At 61.8% G+C, this 14,405-nt stretch carries 14 protein-coding genes; 4 read left to right on the forward strand and 10 right to left on the reverse strand.

The features are described from left to right. Nucleotides 1-118: 118 nt before the first annotated feature. The 9 genes from CFE428DRAFT_RS13880 to CFE428DRAFT_RS13920 all read right to left on the reverse strand — a co-directional run bounded on the left by CFE428DRAFT_RS13880 (nt 119) and on the right by CFE428DRAFT_RS13920 (nt 9,687). The gene (locus CFE428DRAFT_RS13880; RefSeq protein WP_006980190.1) at nt 119-784 is read right to left on the reverse strand and encodes a response regulator transcription factor; all 666 of its coding nucleotides are present in this window, start codon (nt 782-784) and stop codon (nt 119-121) included. Next, nucleotides 777-2,786 (reverse strand): ATP-binding protein, encoded by a 2,010-nt coding sequence (locus CFE428DRAFT_RS13885; protein ID WP_006980191.1) that lies wholly within the window; start codon nt 2,784-2,786, stop codon nt 777-779. Before CFE428DRAFT_RS13885 ends, CFE428DRAFT_RS13880 begins: the two co-directional genes overlap by 8 nt. 12 nt (nt 2,787-2,798) lie before the next feature. After that, entirely contained in the window at nt 2,799-3,695 is an 897-nt protein-coding gene (locus tag CFE428DRAFT_RS13890) for an ABC transporter permease (protein ID WP_006980192.1), read from the reverse strand. Continuing rightward, complete coding sequence (locus CFE428DRAFT_RS35040; RefSeq protein ID WP_064736169.1) at nt 3,692-4,174, reverse strand: GIY-YIG nuclease family protein; 483 nt, start codon at nt 4,172-4,174, stop codon at nt 3,692-3,694. The genes CFE428DRAFT_RS13890 and CFE428DRAFT_RS35040 overlap by 4 nt, the downstream gene beginning before the upstream one ends. Nucleotides 4,175-4,343: 169 nt before the next feature. Then, on the reverse strand, nt 4,344-5,264 hold the full coding sequence (locus tag CFE428DRAFT_RS13900; RefSeq protein ID WP_006980194.1) for a polyamine ABC transporter substrate-binding protein: 921 nt from the start codon (nt 5,262-5,264) through the stop codon (nt 4,344-4,346). Between the two features lie 135 nt (nt 5,265-5,399). Then, nucleotides 5,400-6,263, reverse strand: a complete 864-nt coding sequence (locus tag CFE428DRAFT_RS13905) for an ABC transporter permease (RefSeq protein WP_006980195.1) — start codon at nt 6,261-6,263, stop codon at nt 5,400-5,402. Nucleotides 6,264-6,578: 315 nt separating this feature from the next. Then, entirely contained in the window at nt 6,579-7,889 is a 1,311-nt protein-coding gene (locus CFE428DRAFT_RS13910) for an aldehyde dehydrogenase family protein (protein ID WP_042724953.1), read from the reverse strand. 62 nt (nt 7,890-7,951) lie between these two features. Then, nucleotides 7,952-8,872, reverse strand: a complete 921-nt coding sequence (locus CFE428DRAFT_RS13915; protein ID WP_006980197.1) for a histone deacetylase family protein — start codon at nt 8,870-8,872, stop codon at nt 7,952-7,954. Continuing rightward, nucleotides 8,866-9,687, reverse strand: a complete 822-nt coding sequence (locus CFE428DRAFT_RS13920) for a hypothetical protein (RefSeq protein WP_006980198.1) — start codon at nt 9,685-9,687, stop codon at nt 8,866-8,868. The genes CFE428DRAFT_RS13915 and CFE428DRAFT_RS13920 overlap by 7 nt, the downstream gene beginning before the upstream one ends. 66 nt (nt 9,688-9,753) lie before the next feature. Here CFE428DRAFT_RS13920 and CFE428DRAFT_RS13925 point away from each other — a divergent pair, with 66 nt between their 5' ends. The 4 genes from CFE428DRAFT_RS13925 to CFE428DRAFT_RS13935 all read left to right on the forward strand — a co-directional run bounded on the left by CFE428DRAFT_RS13925 (nt 9,754) and on the right by CFE428DRAFT_RS13935 (nt 12,788). After that, nucleotides 9,754-10,770 carry an aminotransferase family protein gene (locus CFE428DRAFT_RS13925; protein ID WP_006980199.1) on the forward strand — a complete coding sequence of 339 codons (1,017 nt, stop codon included), beginning with the start codon at nt 9,754-9,756 and terminating at the stop codon, nt 10,768-10,770. Beyond that, nucleotides 10,659-11,102: an aminotransferase class III-fold pyridoxal phosphate-dependent enzyme gene (locus CFE428DRAFT_RS40485; protein ID WP_162145266.1), complete on the forward strand. Its 444-nt coding sequence runs from the start codon at nt 10,659-10,661 to the stop codon at nt 11,100-11,102. The genes CFE428DRAFT_RS13925 and CFE428DRAFT_RS40485 overlap by 112 nt, the downstream gene beginning before the upstream one ends. Beyond that, nucleotides 11,099-11,680 carry a DNA-3-methyladenine glycosylase I gene (locus CFE428DRAFT_RS13930; RefSeq protein WP_006980201.1) on the forward strand — a complete coding sequence of 194 codons (582 nt, stop codon included), beginning with the start codon at nt 11,099-11,101 and terminating at the stop codon, nt 11,678-11,680. The genes CFE428DRAFT_RS40485 and CFE428DRAFT_RS13930 overlap by 4 nt, the downstream gene beginning before the upstream one ends. Nucleotides 11,681-11,831: 151 nt before the next feature. Next, a complete protein-coding gene (locus CFE428DRAFT_RS13935) occupies nt 11,832-12,788 on the forward strand; it encodes a DUF6263 family protein (RefSeq protein WP_006980202.1) in 957 nt (318 codons plus the stop codon). A 33-nt stretch (nt 12,789-12,821) separates the two neighbouring features. Here CFE428DRAFT_RS13935 and CFE428DRAFT_RS13940 read toward each other — a convergent pair whose 3' ends face one another. Next, nucleotides 12,822-14,399, reverse strand: a complete 1,578-nt coding sequence (locus CFE428DRAFT_RS13940) for a S10 family peptidase (RefSeq protein WP_006980203.1) — start codon at nt 14,397-14,399, stop codon at nt 12,822-12,824. Nucleotides 14,400-14,405 lie beyond the last annotated feature (6 nt).

Genomic DNA, 14,405 nt, shown 5'->3' on the forward strand with positions numbered 1-14,405 from the left:
GCCGTTCGGAGGCGGTGAAATTATTCCGTCTCCCTTCGCGTGTCATTCTGAGCGGAGCGCTCGCGGGCCAGTGGGGAGCGCGCAGTCGAAGAACCCCGCCGCTTTACCAGCGACAATCTTACTGCCCACGCGGCGGGACCAACCCCTCGCTCACCGCCTTGGCTACCGCACTGCTGCGGCTGCGGACCTGCAGCTTGTCATACACGCTGCGGATATATTCATCGGCCGTGTAATAGCTGATTTTCAGCGCCGCGGCGGCTTCCTTGATCGTCTTGCCCTGCACCAGCACCTCGAGAATTTCCTGCTCACGCGGCGTCAGGCCGTAATCGCGCGCCGGCGGGTTGGCTTTCGAAAACATCTCCAGCACCCGCCGGGCGATCGTGGGGTTGATCGGCGAACCTCCCGCCGCTGCCGTGCGAATCGCCGCAGCGATGTCTTCGATACTGCTCGTTTTCAAAAGATAACCCGCAGCGCCCGCGCAGATGGCGCGGAAGATTTTGTCGTCGTCCTCGAAGACCGTGAGGATAACCAACGCAGTCTTGCGCGCCTGCTGTCGCAGCAGCGCGAGCCCTTCGATGCCGCTCATGCCGGGAAGCCCGACATCGAGCAGCAGCACTTGCGGTGCGGCGTTTTTGCCCAGCGCGGTCAGCGCATCTTCGCAAGCGGTGAAATGCTTTTCGCAGCGCACGTCGTCGAGCCGATTGAGGGCGCGCATCAGCCGCTCGCCATAGGTCTTATGGTCTTCGATGAGCCACACGTTCACGGGTTGCTTGGAATCAGGCATGGTGGGGAAGGGTGATGGAGACAGTGGTGCCTTGCGCGGGCACGGAGACAATCCGCACGACGCCGCCATGTTTGGCCGCACGACGCTGCAGATTGGTCAGGCCCATGCCACCGCCCGTCGGCGCGGCGGGATCGAAGCCGTGGCCGTCATCGTGAATGGTGAGTGTGAGTTGGCCATCGCTTTGCGCGAGACGGATTCCGACGTTCTTCGCCCCGGCATGTCGCGTGATGTTATGCAGCGTCTCCTTGAACATGAGGATGAGGTCACGCTGCCGATCGACCGGCAGCGGACGCGCGTGCGGGTTCTCCTCGACCATCAACGTGTGACTCATGCCCCGCAAGAGACGGCCGGCCGTTTCGCGCAACAAAGTAGCGAGGTCATCCGTCCCATAACGGTCGCTTTGAATGAGCCGCGTGATGTCGCGCATTGCGCTCACCGTTTCATCGGCAATGTGTTTGATTTCGCCGAGGTCGGCGCGCATCTGTGCAGCGTCGTGTCCGTCGGCGAGAATGTCCTGCGCGATGAGCGCGATGCTGCCCAGGCTGCTGCCGATTTCGTCGTGCAAATCCCGCGCGATCCGCTGGCGCAACGCTTCCAATTCCGCCTGACGCTGGCGTCGTTGCCGCTGCAACCAGACCAGACTCACGATCGTCCCCAAGGCCGCGAGCCCAGCCAGTCCGATGAAACCAGCCTGTTCCCAGCGCTGGGTGAGCGCCTTGCGCCGCGACTCGATCGCGGCCAGTCGCTGCTTGACCTCGCGCCGCTGGGAGAGCCCCGCGAGCCAGCTCGGAAAGTCGACGATATTGGCGCTGCTGGTGAAACCATCCACCAGCGCAGCCCCCGACCATCCCGGTTGATCTGTGTAATCCGACGCCATCACGCTCTTCCCAGCCGCGATGTTTTTCGCCTCCGACCAAACCTGCATTTCCGCCAGTGCGAAGACCGGTCCGCCATTGCTCACGTGCTGCTCCAGCGCGGTGAGCCGCACGAAGCGCGCGCGCTGCCCGCCGGCCACCACGGTGACCATATTGTCTCCCGGCGGCGCGCTGTAGTCGCCAGATTGCGGGGCGGGCAGGATCACCGGCGGCCCATCTTCCGTCTCGCGCAATTCGATCTGATATTGCACCGGAAAACCATAGCCATGGCTGTGCGCAAATTGCGGTGGATGCGCGGGAAAGAGCCGCACTTCATCGATCGGCGCCACGGCTCCGAGGTCCACCGAGACCCACGGCACCAGGTCTTGGTTCTTCCCGCGCTCGTGTTTCAAGCGGGCGCGAAAGCCGAGCGTCGGGCTCGGTTGTGTGCCGACGGGCGGGCCGAGCGCGGTGTGTCCATCGACCACATTGATCCGGCCCCAATCCGGCCGCGTTCCCTGGCTGCTGCTGGCCCGCACCGCATTCGGGCCGACGACTTCGGTCTGGGCACTGAGGTTGCGCTGGCCTTGCAGCAGCATCACTTCACCGAAGGCGCAGAGATAGCGATGGTCTTCGCGGAAGAGCCGTGTCGCCGTGACACGCACCTTGTGCGCCAGCCGGCCACCGGCCGGAATGAACACGGGAAGGATCCCGGGATTGGGAAAGTCGGCACGCGTGTAGTCGGCGAGAATCCAGCGCTCGGTCTTCTCGTCATCCCCGAGCAATTCCACGCGGAAGCGCAGCGGAAAACCGTAGCCCGGCTCGATCGCTCCACCACTCGGCGGCGGGGCGATGAGCACCACGGCATCGAGGCGTTCCGCGTGCCCGAGATTGAGCTCCACCCAGTCGACCGTATCCGGCGAGGTGGAATAATCGCTGTGCCAGCCGAGGCGCTGCGTCACCTGCGGTTCGGGAGCAGACGGCAGCGTGGTGAGGTGCTGTTGCAAGGTCTCGCGCTCTTCGCCGAGTCGGCGCAGTTCCGGGCTGAGCCATTCGAGGCCAGCCTGCGCTGCGGAAGAGCCCACGCACAGGAGCGCCGCCATCACGAAAATGGTGGAGCGTACGGCGGAGTAGGGAACGATGGACATTGAACCGCAAAATTACACTGTCTGTTGACGGCGTGCGGTGAACCAATAGACCGCGGCGAAGAGGATCACGAGGGTCATGCCGAGCGCGGCGCCGAAGGGCCAGTCGCGGGCTTGCAGAAATTGGTTTTGGATGACCTCACCGATGGTCGGTTTGATCCCGCCGCCCATGAGTTGCGTGATGCCAAACATGCCGATCGCGGGGATGAAGACGATGAGAATTCCGGCGACGATCCCCGGCCAGGTAAGCGGAAGAATCACGCGTTGAAAGGTGCGCAGCGGGCCGGCGCCGAGATCGAACGACGCCTCGATCAGGCTGCCATCCAGCTTCTCGATCGAGCCATAGACCGGCAGGATGAAAAACGGCAGGTAGTTATAGATCAGCCCGAGCACCACCGCGCCGGGCGTGTAGAGCATCTCGAATGGCTCGGAAATGAGGTGTGTGTATTGCAGGAAGGAATTGAGCAGGCCGTCCGTGCTGAGGATGGTGATCCACGCATAAGTGCGGACGAGGAAGCTCGTCCAGAAAGGGATCATCACAAGTGTGAGCAGGAGATTGCGCCGCCGCTCGGGCGCGCGTCCGATGAACCACGCGACCGGGTAGCCGAGCAGCAGGCACACGCCCGTGGTAAACGCTGCGTAAATGACGGAGCGCAGCGTGATCGTCCAATAGACCGTCCCGAAGTGACCGGTATCGGAGTCGATGAAGATCCGCCGGTAATTCTCCCACGAGAAATGATAGACGACCTGCCCAAGTTCATCGCGTTGGCAGAAGCTGTAGACCAGCAGGATAGCCGTCGGCACGACGACAAACGCCACCAGCCAAAGGATCATCGGCGTCATGAGCAACCAGCCGAAGATGCCCGGCCGGCGCTGCTGGGGAGTTGTTTCGATAGTTTCGTTGAGGATCATTCGTGAGCCCCTTTCTCTTCGCCACGGGCTTTCTTCGCGCGCTCCCTCGCCCCCTCCTGCGCCCCCTCCCCGCGGTCATTCTGAGCGGAGCGCTCCGGCGGTAAGGTGGCGGAGCGCGCAGTCGAAAGCCGAGCTTGCGAGACGCCTATGGGACTGTGGGGCAAACCCCGTCGAACAACCAGCGAGTCCTTCCCGAACAGCGACGGAGCAAGATCTTCCCAGGTAGGATTGAGCGTGGAGATCAAGGCGTCCTTCTTCGCGCGCGTCCAGCCTTTCAGTTGCGTCTCCCGAGCGATCGCAGAAGCCGGATCCGGCCACGTTTCGTAATAAACTAAAACCGTGAGGTTGTAATGATGCGCGAACTTTGATCCCTCACCGTTCTGATGTTGCCACAGACGTCCCTCCAGATTGTTCGTCACGCCGATGTAGAGTGTGGTGCGGCGCTCGCTCGTCAGGATGTAGACGAAAAGGTCTTTCACGAAGGAGTCTCTGGTTGTTCGGCGGGGTTTGCCCCACAGTCCCATAGGCGTCTCGCAAGCTCGGCTTTCGACTGCGTGCCCCGCCGCCTCCGCCCACGGGCACTCCGCTCAGAATGACATAAAAGGAGGGAGTCGCTCGAAGAAGAAGGTCACGCGCGATCAAATATCTCTATTGCCCCTTCAAATCCGTCACCAGCTTGTCGATGTCCTTCGCCGTCTTGCCGATGTCGCTGAATGTTTCCAGCTTCGGATCACCGGGCGGATAGCTGGCGGGATTGGCGAGCTGCGCCTTGGTCAGCAGTTTGCGAGCTTCGGCGTTCGGGTTGGTGTAGGGGAACGCGTCGGAAATCTTCACGCTCACCTCGGGGCGCAGGATGTAATTGATGAACTTCTCCGCGTTCTCTTTGTTCGCCGCGCCTTTCGGTATGGCCAGGCTATCGATGAAGCGATGTGCGTGTTCCGAGGGCAGGATGTATTGGAATTTCTTGTTCTTCTTGTAAAGGATCGCCGCCTCGCCGCTCCAGACGATGCCGAGATCGACATCGCCGTTGAGCAGTTCGGTCTTCGGTGAATCCGAATCATAGACCTTCACCTGCGGCAGCCATTTTTCGAGCACGGGTTTGCACTGCTGCAGGGTCTCCGGGGTGATGTCATTCACCGAATGGTCGAGAAAACTGAGCGCCCACGAAACGATCTCGCGGTTGTCGTTGAGAACCACGATGCGCTTCTTGTGCGTGCCGTCGAAAAGATCTCCATAGCCCTTCACCGGCGTCTTCACTTTCGCGGTATTCACCACGATACCGACCGAACCGGCCATCCACGGCACACTGTATTTGCCCTCGGGATCGTGCGGCAGCTTGGTGAATTCGGGCGCGAGATTTTTGATGTTAGGAATATTGGCCAGGTTCAGCTCCTCGAGCTTGCCGGCCTTGATCAGCGCCTCGGTGGTGTACTCGGAAGGCTGGATGAGATCGTAATGCGCGCCGCCCGCGAGGAGCTTGGCCAGCATCTCTTCATTCGAGGCGTAATTCTCGACGCTCACCTTGATGCCCGTCTCTTTGGTGAAGCCATCGATCACTTCCTGCGGCACATATTCCGACCAGCAGAAAAGATTGAGGCCGGCCTTTTTTCCTGGACGCAGCGTGGAGCGGCGTGGCGAGGAGGCCCACGAAAGCGCAGGCGAGAAGCAGTCGAACGAGTTTCATATTTCGGAGGGAGGCAACGGTCAGCGGTTGATTTTGCGGACCATTTCAGCAAGCACGACGAGGATGACCGTCGCAAGGATAAACACGGTGGAGATGGCGTTGAGCGAAGGGTCGAGCCCCTTCCTGGCCATGCCGAAAACTTTGAGCGGAAGCGTCTGCGATTCCGGACCGGTGGTGAAGAGTGTGACGATGTATTCGTCCATCGACAGCGTGAACGCCAGGAGCGCGCCGGAGACGATGGCCGGCAATAAAAACGGCACCATGACGAGGAGGAAAGCCTTGGACGGCGTGGCCCCGAGATCGAGCGCCGCTTCCTCGAGAAAGGGATCCACATCGGCCAGTCGCGCCTGCACGGCGACGAGGACAAAGGGGAAGCAGAAGGTGGTGTGGGCGACGATGACCGTGACGAAGCCGGGGCCGAATTCCGAGTCCGTGAAATGGGCCAGCAGGTTGTTCAGCGGATTCTCTAGAACGCTGAAGAGGATCATCAGGCTCACGCCCATGATGACTTCTGGAATGACCATCGGCACGAAGACCAGCGTGGTCAGCGTCTTGAGCATCGGGAAGCGATAGCGATGGAGCAGCCACGCGCCGCTGGTGCCGAGCAGCACGGAGAGCAGGGTGGTGATGCTGGCGATGATGAGGCTGTTTTCCAGCGCATCGATCAGCGGGCCGTTGTGCCAGAGCTTCGTGTACCAATCGAAGGTGAAGCCGGTCCAGACGACGGCGAGATCCGAGGCGTTGAAGGAATAGACGACCAGCAGAAGGATCGGCACGTAGAGAAAGACGAAGATCAGCGCCGTCCAGCCGCCGCAGAGCCCATTGACGAGCCGCATGCCGGAGGGCAGGCGAAAGCGGGGACGCGCAGGGGCGGCGGAACTCATGCGGGGGATGATGCATGGGGCGTTTGGAAAAGCATCTTCAAACGTTTTTTTGGGGTCGCTCTCTTCCTGATGTCATTCTGAGCGGAGTGCCCCGGTGGCAAGGGGGCGGGGCGCGCAGTCGAAGAACCCCGTCGAACAACCAGCGAGACGCGAATGGGATCGCGGGGCAAACCCGAACAGTCAACGAGTATCGGTCGTAAAGCGACGGGGTTTGCCCCACAGTCCCATAGGCGTCTCGCAAGCTCGGCTTTCGACTACGCGCTCCCCACTGGCCCACGAGCGCTCCGCTCAGGATGACTCCGAGGAGAGCGGCCCTCACTGCGCCTCAAACCCCGTAAACTGCACCGCCTGCTCCCTCGTGGTGAAGCGAATGAAACCGCGGCCCCCGGGGCGGCCGTTGCCGGAGTCGCGCCAGCCGCCGAAGGGGAGGGTCGAGGGCGAGAAAGTGGTTGGCAGATTGGCGTAGAGGTTGCCGACTTCGAGTCGCGCGCCGAGGCGGCGGAAGGTCGCTTCGCTACGAGTGAAGATCGATGCGGTGAGGCCGAAGGGCGTGGCGCTGTGGAGGCGCACTGCGTGATCGAGGTCATCGGCCAGGTAGACGCTGACCACCGGGACGAAGGCTTCGGCATCGGCGTGGCTATCGTCGGTGCGCTGGATGGCCGCCGGCCGCACATAGTGGCCGCGCTTGCCGGCGACGAACAGCTCGACCTTGCCGCTGAGCAGCCACGAGCCGTGCAGGGTGTCGCACAGTTTTTCGTAACGCTCGACGGCGGCGGCGCTGATCAGCGGACCGAGTCGCGTCTCGGCCCGCAGCGGGTCGCCGGGCTCGTAGTTTTGCAACGCGGCGAGGAAGCGCGGCAGAAAATCGGCGGCGACTTTCTTTTCGACGATGACCCGGCTGGTGGCGTTGCAACGCTGGCCGGCGGTGAGGCAGGCGCCATCGGCGGCGGCGCGTGCGGCGTTGTCGAGATCGGCATCGGCGCACACGATCAGGGCGTTGTTCCCGCCGAGTTCAAGAGCGAGGCTTTTGGAAAAATCTCCCGCCAGTTTTTGCGCCAGCGTGCGGCCGACGCGCACGGAACCGGTGAAACACACCGCTCGCACCCGCGGGTCGAGACATAGTTCCTCGCCTTCGTCGCCGCTGCCTTGCACCACTTGAAAGACATCTCGCGGAAAATGCGGTGCCATCACTTCGCCATAGTGGGCCGCGACATTGGCGGCGAAGGGTGAGGGCTTGTAGATCACCGGATTGCCGGCGAGCAGATAGGCCACGTTCGCGCCGTGGCCGAGATGCAGCGGGAAATTGAAAGGGCCGATGACCCCGGCCGGACCGAGCGGACATTGCCGCACCAGGGCGGGATGCTGACCGCCGGCGGTATTGCGGTCGGTGAGGTATTCCCTGGCGTCGTCGATCGCGAAATCGATTTTGGCGATGACGGCGGCGACTTCGCCCTGTGATTCCGTGAGCGGTTTGCCGGTTTCGATGGTGATACCCCGCGCGAGTTCTTCCTTCGCTGCGGAGAGCGCGCGTTGAGCCGCGCGCAGGCGTTCCATGCGCTCGAGCAACAGTACTGCCCGCCCAGTCCGGCGCGGCAGCTTGGGCGCGGGCCACGGCGGCAGGGACATCGCCCGCTTCCACATCCGGCAGCGTGACCGACAAATCGCCCGGACTGTGATTGATCCAACGTTCAGCAGCCATAGACCTCCCTCCATGCTTCGAAGGTATTGAGATGTACGCGCACCACCTTGCTCACGTCGCTGGTGTAGCCCCCGGCCAGGACCCAGGCGATGGGAATCCGATGTGCTTTGGCAAACTCGAACACGCGCCGGTCGCGTGAGCGCAAATCATCGTGGTCCAGCGCGAGCGGGGAATACGGATCTTCGAAATACGGATCGGCACCCGCCTGATAGAGGATCACGTCCGGCTTCCGCTCTGCGAGCTGCGGCAGTGCCTGATCCATGATTGCGAAAAGAGCTTTCCGATCGCAGCCCGCCGGCAGGCTGAAGGAGACGTGATTGGCGCCGTCTGCGTGATGCCGCTCCGAGACATCGCGGTAGCAGAAGTTATCCCAGAAATCGTTGCCGTAGAGCGAGAGGTTGAAGAGATACGGGCGCGATTCCGCGAGCTGCGCGGTGCCGTTGCCATAGTGCAGATCCATGTCGAGCACAGCGGCGGAACGGATTTCGCCGGAGGCGACCAGCGCATCAATGGCGATGACGAGGCCATTGAAAGTGCAGAAGCCCTCGCCGTGATCCGCGCAGGCGTGGTGAAAGCCGCTGACCAGCGCCGCGGAGGCGCCATCGCGCAAAGCCTGGCGGGCTGCGGCGAGGCAACCGCCATTCGTGAGACACACGCTGGGAAACAGCTCTGGCGACCACGGGAATTTTTGCGACTGCGCGAGATCGCGCGGTTCACCAGTCTTGATCGCCGCGATGTATTCCGCCGTGTGCACACGTTGCAGATCGCTTTCCGTTACCGGCTCGGGCCGCGTGAGCTTGATGCCTGGCGCGTCGCGCAAGCCATCCGCCACGAGACTGAATTTGCGGATCGGCATGATGTGCTGGCCGATGGGCGCAGCGTAACCGGGATGATAGTAAGTGGTCAGCATTGCGTGGGCGGAAGGAGTGAAATCACCGCATCATCCGCGGGATAGCCATCGAGCGACAGCGACGGATGCGCGAGATCGGCGGCACGAAATTGCGGACGGTAGATGTCGTAAAGGGTCTCCACGAGTTGGCGCACTTCCGCGCCGCAAATGGTGTCCTGGTCCTCGCGATGGATCCGACGGACGATGAGTTGAAAAGGCAGAGGGCGCGCGCCGCCGGTTGCATCGATGACGTCCGGCGGGCGAAAGTCGGGCTGGAAAAAGTGAATCACCTGAGGGTCGATTTTGCGGAAGCCCGCGCGCTCGTAGGCCTGTAGCCGAATCGCACTGGTAGGATCGTTCGGCTGCGCATATTCCATTTCCGCGAGCAGCGTGATCGGCGTCAGAAGAGACAACGGTGCTGGATTCGCGCCGATACATCCGAAGGCGGCGGCAATCGGCAGCGCGCGCATCCAACCGGCAAGTCCGGTGCGCCGCGCCTGGGGGGCGACGAGATTGTGCGAGAGATGCACGACCACGCCCAGGTTGTTGCGCGTCATCGCCGCGGTGTGGTCGCGCACGGCCATGAAATCACCGTCCGCTCGCACCAGTGCCATTTCGTAGTAAAAGCGCGATCCGAGCTGAAAGCGGCGCTCTAGCACTTCGCGCTGCTCCATTTCGTCCCTCGGTCCGAATTCCTGCCAGAGCCGGCCATAGGCTTCGTCAAACAGCGGATGGTGCGTGCTGCGAATGCGCACGAGATCGAAATGCGACAGATCGAGCGAGGCGGACTTGGCATCCCCTGGGGCTAGATCGCGCGTGGTCACAGGCCATGACATCAATTGTAAAGATGAACAGCAGTCTGCCACTTGGCAAAGGTTTCAGGCGGGTGTTTATTCCAATCGATGAGAAGCACGGTTTCTCCCGATTCGCTGGCGCGGCTCGACGCGCAGCACCACCTGCACCCGTTTACGAATCACGAGGAGATGCACACCAAGGGGACGCATGTGATGACGCGCGGAGAAGGTGTGTACCTGTGGGACGCACGGGGGCAGAAGCTGCTCGATGGCCTTGCCGGGTTGTGGTGTGTGAATGTGGGCTACAGTTGCAACGAGATTGTCGAGGCGGTGCACGAACAGATGCGGCGCCTGCCGTATTACTGCTCGTTCTTCAATACCACGACGGAGTCGGCGATCGAGCTCGCGGACAAGATTTCCGCCGTCGCCCCGCGCGGGCTGGGCCACGTGATGTTCACCAACTCCGGCTCCGAGGCGAATGAGACGGCGCTGAAATTGATCCGCGGCTATCTCAAGCTGCGTGGGCAATCGAAACGCTCGAAGATCATCACGCGCAAATATTCGTATCACGGCGTGACGCTGGCAACGACGAGCATGACTGGCCTCTCGAATTGCACCGAGCCATTCGACCTGCCGCTGCCGGGATTCGTGCAAGTGCCGGGGCCGCTGGCTTATGCGGCCGACAAGGAGAAGGAACCCGATGCCTATGGCCGGTGGTGTCTGGAGGAAACCGAGCGCATCATTTTGCGGGAAGATCCGGCGACGATTGCGGCGATCTTTGCCGAGCCGATACAAGGCGCGGGTGGCGTGATCGTGCCGCCGGCGGGTTATCTACGGGCGTTATGCGACCTGGCGCGGAAGCATGGCATTCTCTTTGTGGCCGACGAAGTCATCACCGGCTTTGGTCGGCTGGGGAGTTGGTTTGCCAGCGAGTTGTGGAATCTCGAGCCCCGACGTGCTCGTGCTGGCGAAGGGCTTGACGAGCGGCTATCTCCCCGCTCGGTGCGACGGTGGTGCGCGATGAGATCGCGGACACGCTTATCCACGGCGGTTATCTGGCGCATGGCTTTACTTACAGCGGACACCCGGCGAGTTGCGCGGCGGGGTTGGCGAATTTGCGGGTGATCGAACGCGACAAACTCATCGAGCACGTGCGCGACGATGTGGGGCCGTATTTCCAGGACAAGCTGCGCGGGTATGCGGGGCATCCGCTGGTCGGCGAGGTGCGGGGCTATGCCATGATCGGGGCGATCGAGTTGCTGCCGCCGGATCGCGATAAGTCGAAACTGAAGGGCGCGCTGGGTGCGAAGGCCGCGGCCTTCGCGCGGCAGGAAGGCGTGATCGTGCGTGGTATCCGCGATATGATCGCGATGTCGCCACCGCTGATCATCACGCGAGCGCAGATCGATGAACTTTTTGCTGGTGTCGACCGGATGCTGGCGAAAATGGGTGGATGAGCACCGAAAAATGTCGCTGCGGCTGGGCGCGCGAAGAACCGAACATCTACTATCACGATACCGAATGGGGCGTGCCGCAGCATGACGACCGGGTGCTTTTCGAGTTCCTCATCCTGGAAGGCGCGCAGGCCGGGCTGAGTTGGACGACGATTTTGAACAAGCGGGAAAACTATCGCGCGGCGTATAATGGTTTCGATGTGAAGCGCATTGCCAAATATGATGAGCGCAAGGTGGCGAAGCTGCTGGCGGATCCGGGCATCGTACGGAATCGATTGAAGGTCGCGGCGTCCATCGCCAATGCGAACGCCTTTCTCGCGGTGCAAAAGGAGTTTGGGAGCTTTGATGCCTACGTCTGGCAATTCGTGGGCGGCACCCCGCGGCAGAACAAGCGCGCCTCGATGAAAGAAGTGCCCGCGCGGACGCCGGAATCGGATGCGATGAGCAAGGACTTGTTGCGGCGAGGTTTCAAGTTTGTGGGCTCGACGATCTGCTACGCGTTCATGCAAGCCACGGGGATGGTGAACGATCACGCGGTGGATTGCTTTCGCCATCGCGCGGTGATGAAGCTGGGGCGGTGAATACCGGAGGGACGCGCTTTCTCTCGTTTCCACTCTTCCCTTCACCCAACCCGTAAAAGCAGGGAGCACGCAGGAGCACGTCCCTCCGTGGCGCCGATGGCGCTCGACTTCGCTCATACGCAGAGGTAGGGCAAGCCAAGCCCAACGACTCATGAAATTTTCCACCCGTTTCCTTTCCATCATCGCGCTTGCTTTGTCGACGGCCCTTCCGGCGTCCGCGGCCGAAACCGTGGAGATCAAGCCACAGTGGATGGCCGGCAAAAGGTATTACGAGACCATGCAGACCGACCAAGTGAGCAGCTTCGAGGTCGCGGGGAAGAAGATGGAGCAATCCACGAGCATGACCATCGAACTGACGATGACGGTGAGTCCGCACCAAGACGGCCAGCCGAAGCGGATGACGATTCGCTACGAGCGCATGGCCATGGGGGTCGAGATCAACGGGCAGAAGATGGGCTTCGATTCAGCCAATCCGGGGGCGAGCGGCGATCCGCTCAATCTCAGCAAGACGATGGGCGCCACGGTGGGGCAGGAATTGAAGGTCGTCTTCAACAACAAGGATGAAATCGCCGACATCGAAAACTACGATGAGTTCGTCAGTCACTTTGGGGCGGCGGCGACGCCGGGCTTTGATCCGAAGAAGATGTTCAACAAGGAAGCGCTGACGGAAATGATGAAGCAGGGTGCGTTGCGCGCCACGCCGGGGAAGCCGGTGGCCGTGGGCGACACGTGGGATTTCAGCAACCAGATCGACCTTCCCGCCCTGGGCAAGGTGGTGGTGAAAGGGAACTACACGCTCAAGAGCATCGGCGACCACAACGGCGTCCGCTGCGCGGAAATTGAGATGGATGGCCAGCTTTCCATGGACATCGGCGAAGCCAAGAGGGACGCCGCTTCACCGTTCAGCGAGCTCGGCATGAAAGTCAGCAACGGCACGCTTAAAGGTCCGATGTGGTTTGATCCGCAGCTCGGGATGGCGCGCGATTCACAACTCGTGCAGGAGGTAACGATCTCGATGAAGAACCCGGCCGATCCGACCGCGATGATGGAGATGCCGATGAAGCAGAATATCTCGATGAAGCTGACGAAGGTGGAGGATGTGAAGTAGGGGTGGTTGATTACTCCACCCCCCAAGCACTCCTCACTTCCCGCGAATGAACGTCACGATATCCCGCCGCAGCTTCTCTGCGTCTGGCTGGTTGAGATACATCATGTGGCCGCTCTCGTAGTATTGAATGGTGAGGTTGGAGTGGAGGTCGGCCGGGATGTGCAGGTGCTCGATGCTGTAGAGTGTGGAGTCCATGGGCACGGCGAGGTCGCGGTAGCCGAGGCAGAAGAGCACTCGCAGCTTGGTGTTCGTCTTGAGCGCCTTGGCGAGACGGTCTTCGAGGTTCACCACTTCGCCGTCGAAATCGTGGTAGCTCCAGTTTACGCCACCGAGGATGGTGTAGGGCAGGTCCCACTCGTAGTTGAGATCGCTGCGGATGGAGGCATTCGCGGCGGAAGAGAAGGCGCCGTAGATGTTCGTGTAGCTTGGGTCGAACTCGGGATGGGTGTTCAGCCGGTCGTAGTCTTCGGTGGTGACGCGCCCGTCGTAACGGCCGACGATTTTGCCCTCCTTGCGGAGGAGGTTTTCCATGAAGAGCCCCGGTGAAATGATGAGATGCGCGCGCTCGATCAAATCGCGGTCGAGGCCGGTGAGCCGCGCGAGTTTTTCCGCGATGCGGGTGCGGTCGGCGGCGGGCAGGCTGTCGCCCTTGAGCAGGGCGAGCGCGTAGTCGCCCTGGGCGAAGGTGCGGGCTTCGGCGATGGCCTTGTCACGATCGGCCTGCAGGTCGGGCGGGAGCTTTTTGTGGAAGTGGGCGGTCGCGGTATAGCTCGGCAGGAAGGAAAGCGCGCCCTGCAGGCTGCCGCCGATATTTTCGAAATTAATGACGCCGGAAACGCAGACGAAGCCATCCACGTAGAGGCCGAACTTGCTGGCCAGGAAATCGCAGAGGCCCGAGCCGCGAATGCCGCCATAACTTTCCCCGCAGAGGAATTTCGGCGAGGCCCAGCGCTGCTCGCGCGTGGTGAGCGAGCGGATGAATTCGCCGATGCTGTCGATGTCGCCATTCACGCTCCAGAATTGCTCGCCCTTCTCGCCCTTGGCCGGACGGCTCGCGCCGGTGCCCACGGGATCGATGAAGACGAGATCGGTGACATCGAGGATGGAATTCGGATTGGGCACCACCGCGGTGTGCGGCGAGGCCTGCAGGCCTTGCGGATCGATGTCGACTTTGCGCGGGCCGAGTCCGCCAAAGTGCAGCCACACCGACGAGGAGCCCGGGCCGCCATTGAAGCAGAACGTGATCGGGCGCTTCGCCGCATCCTTGGGGGCCAGCGGTTTACCGTCATCGCCGAGCGCCTGGTAGTAGACGTAAAAGATCTTCGCCTTCTCGCCGCTGCCATCTTCCTTGAGCAGCGGGAGCAGCCCCGTCTTGGCCTGAAACTTCACCTGCTGGCCGCCGATGGTGACCTCGCCCTGGGTGACCACGGGTTTCTCTTCCTTGGGCTTTTCCTCCGGCTTGTGGTCAGCGGGTTTCTTGTCGCCTGACTTGGCGTCTTCCTTTTTCTCGGTGTCGGGCTTTTTCCCAGCCTCCTCCTTTTCATCGGCCAACGCCGAAAAACCAAAAGCGCAGAGGGACAACAGGGCGAGGCAAGAGAGCGGGCGGATCATGAGAAT

The organism is Chthoniobacter flavus Ellin428, assembly GCF_000173075.1.
GTDB classification, from domain to species: domain Bacteria; phylum Verrucomicrobiota; class Verrucomicrobiia; order Chthoniobacterales; family Chthoniobacteraceae; genus Chthoniobacter; species Chthoniobacter flavus.

What these genes read in the sequence shown, in the direction of transcription:
- CFE428DRAFT_RS13905 (WP_006980195.1), bottom strand. Translation starts at nt 6,263, where the DNA reads ATGAGTTCCGCCGCCCCTGCGCGTCCCCGCTTTCGCCTGCCCTCCGGC.
- CFE428DRAFT_RS13930 (WP_006980201.1), top strand. Translation starts at nt 11,099, where the DNA reads ATGAGCACCGAAAAATGTCGCTGCGGCTGGGCGCGCGAAGAACCGAAC.
- CFE428DRAFT_RS13910 (WP_042724953.1), bottom strand. Translation starts at nt 7,889, where the DNA reads ATGTCCCTGCCGCCGTGGCCCGCGCCCAAGCTGCCGCGCCGGACTGGG.
- CFE428DRAFT_RS13880 (WP_006980190.1), bottom strand. Translation starts at nt 784, where the DNA reads ATGCCTGATTCCAAGCAACCCGTGAACGTGTGGCTCATCGAAGACCAT.
- CFE428DRAFT_RS13915 (WP_006980197.1), bottom strand. Translation starts at nt 8,872, where the DNA reads ATGCTGACCACTTACTATCATCCCGGTTACGCTGCGCCCATCGGCCAG.
- CFE428DRAFT_RS13940 (WP_006980203.1), bottom strand. Translation starts at nt 14,399, where the DNA reads ATGATCCGCCCGCTCTCTTGCCTCGCCCTGTTGTCCCTCTGCGCTTTT.
- CFE428DRAFT_RS13935 (WP_006980202.1), top strand. Translation starts at nt 11,832, where the DNA reads ATGAAATTTTCCACCCGTTTCCTTTCCATCATCGCGCTTGCTTTGTCG.
- CFE428DRAFT_RS13885 (WP_006980191.1), bottom strand. Translation starts at nt 2,786, where the DNA reads ATGTCCATCGTTCCCTACTCCGCCGTACGCTCCACCATTTTCGTGATG.
- CFE428DRAFT_RS13890 (WP_006980192.1), bottom strand. Translation starts at nt 3,695, where the DNA reads ATGATCCTCAACGAAACTATCGAAACAACTCCCCAGCAGCGCCGGCCG.
- CFE428DRAFT_RS13920 (WP_006980198.1), bottom strand. Translation starts at nt 9,687, where the DNA reads ATGTCATGGCCTGTGACCACGCGCGATCTAGCCCCAGGGGATGCCAAG.
- CFE428DRAFT_RS13925 (WP_006980199.1), top strand. Translation starts at nt 9,754, where the DNA reads ATGAGAAGCACGGTTTCTCCCGATTCGCTGGCGCGGCTCGACGCGCAG.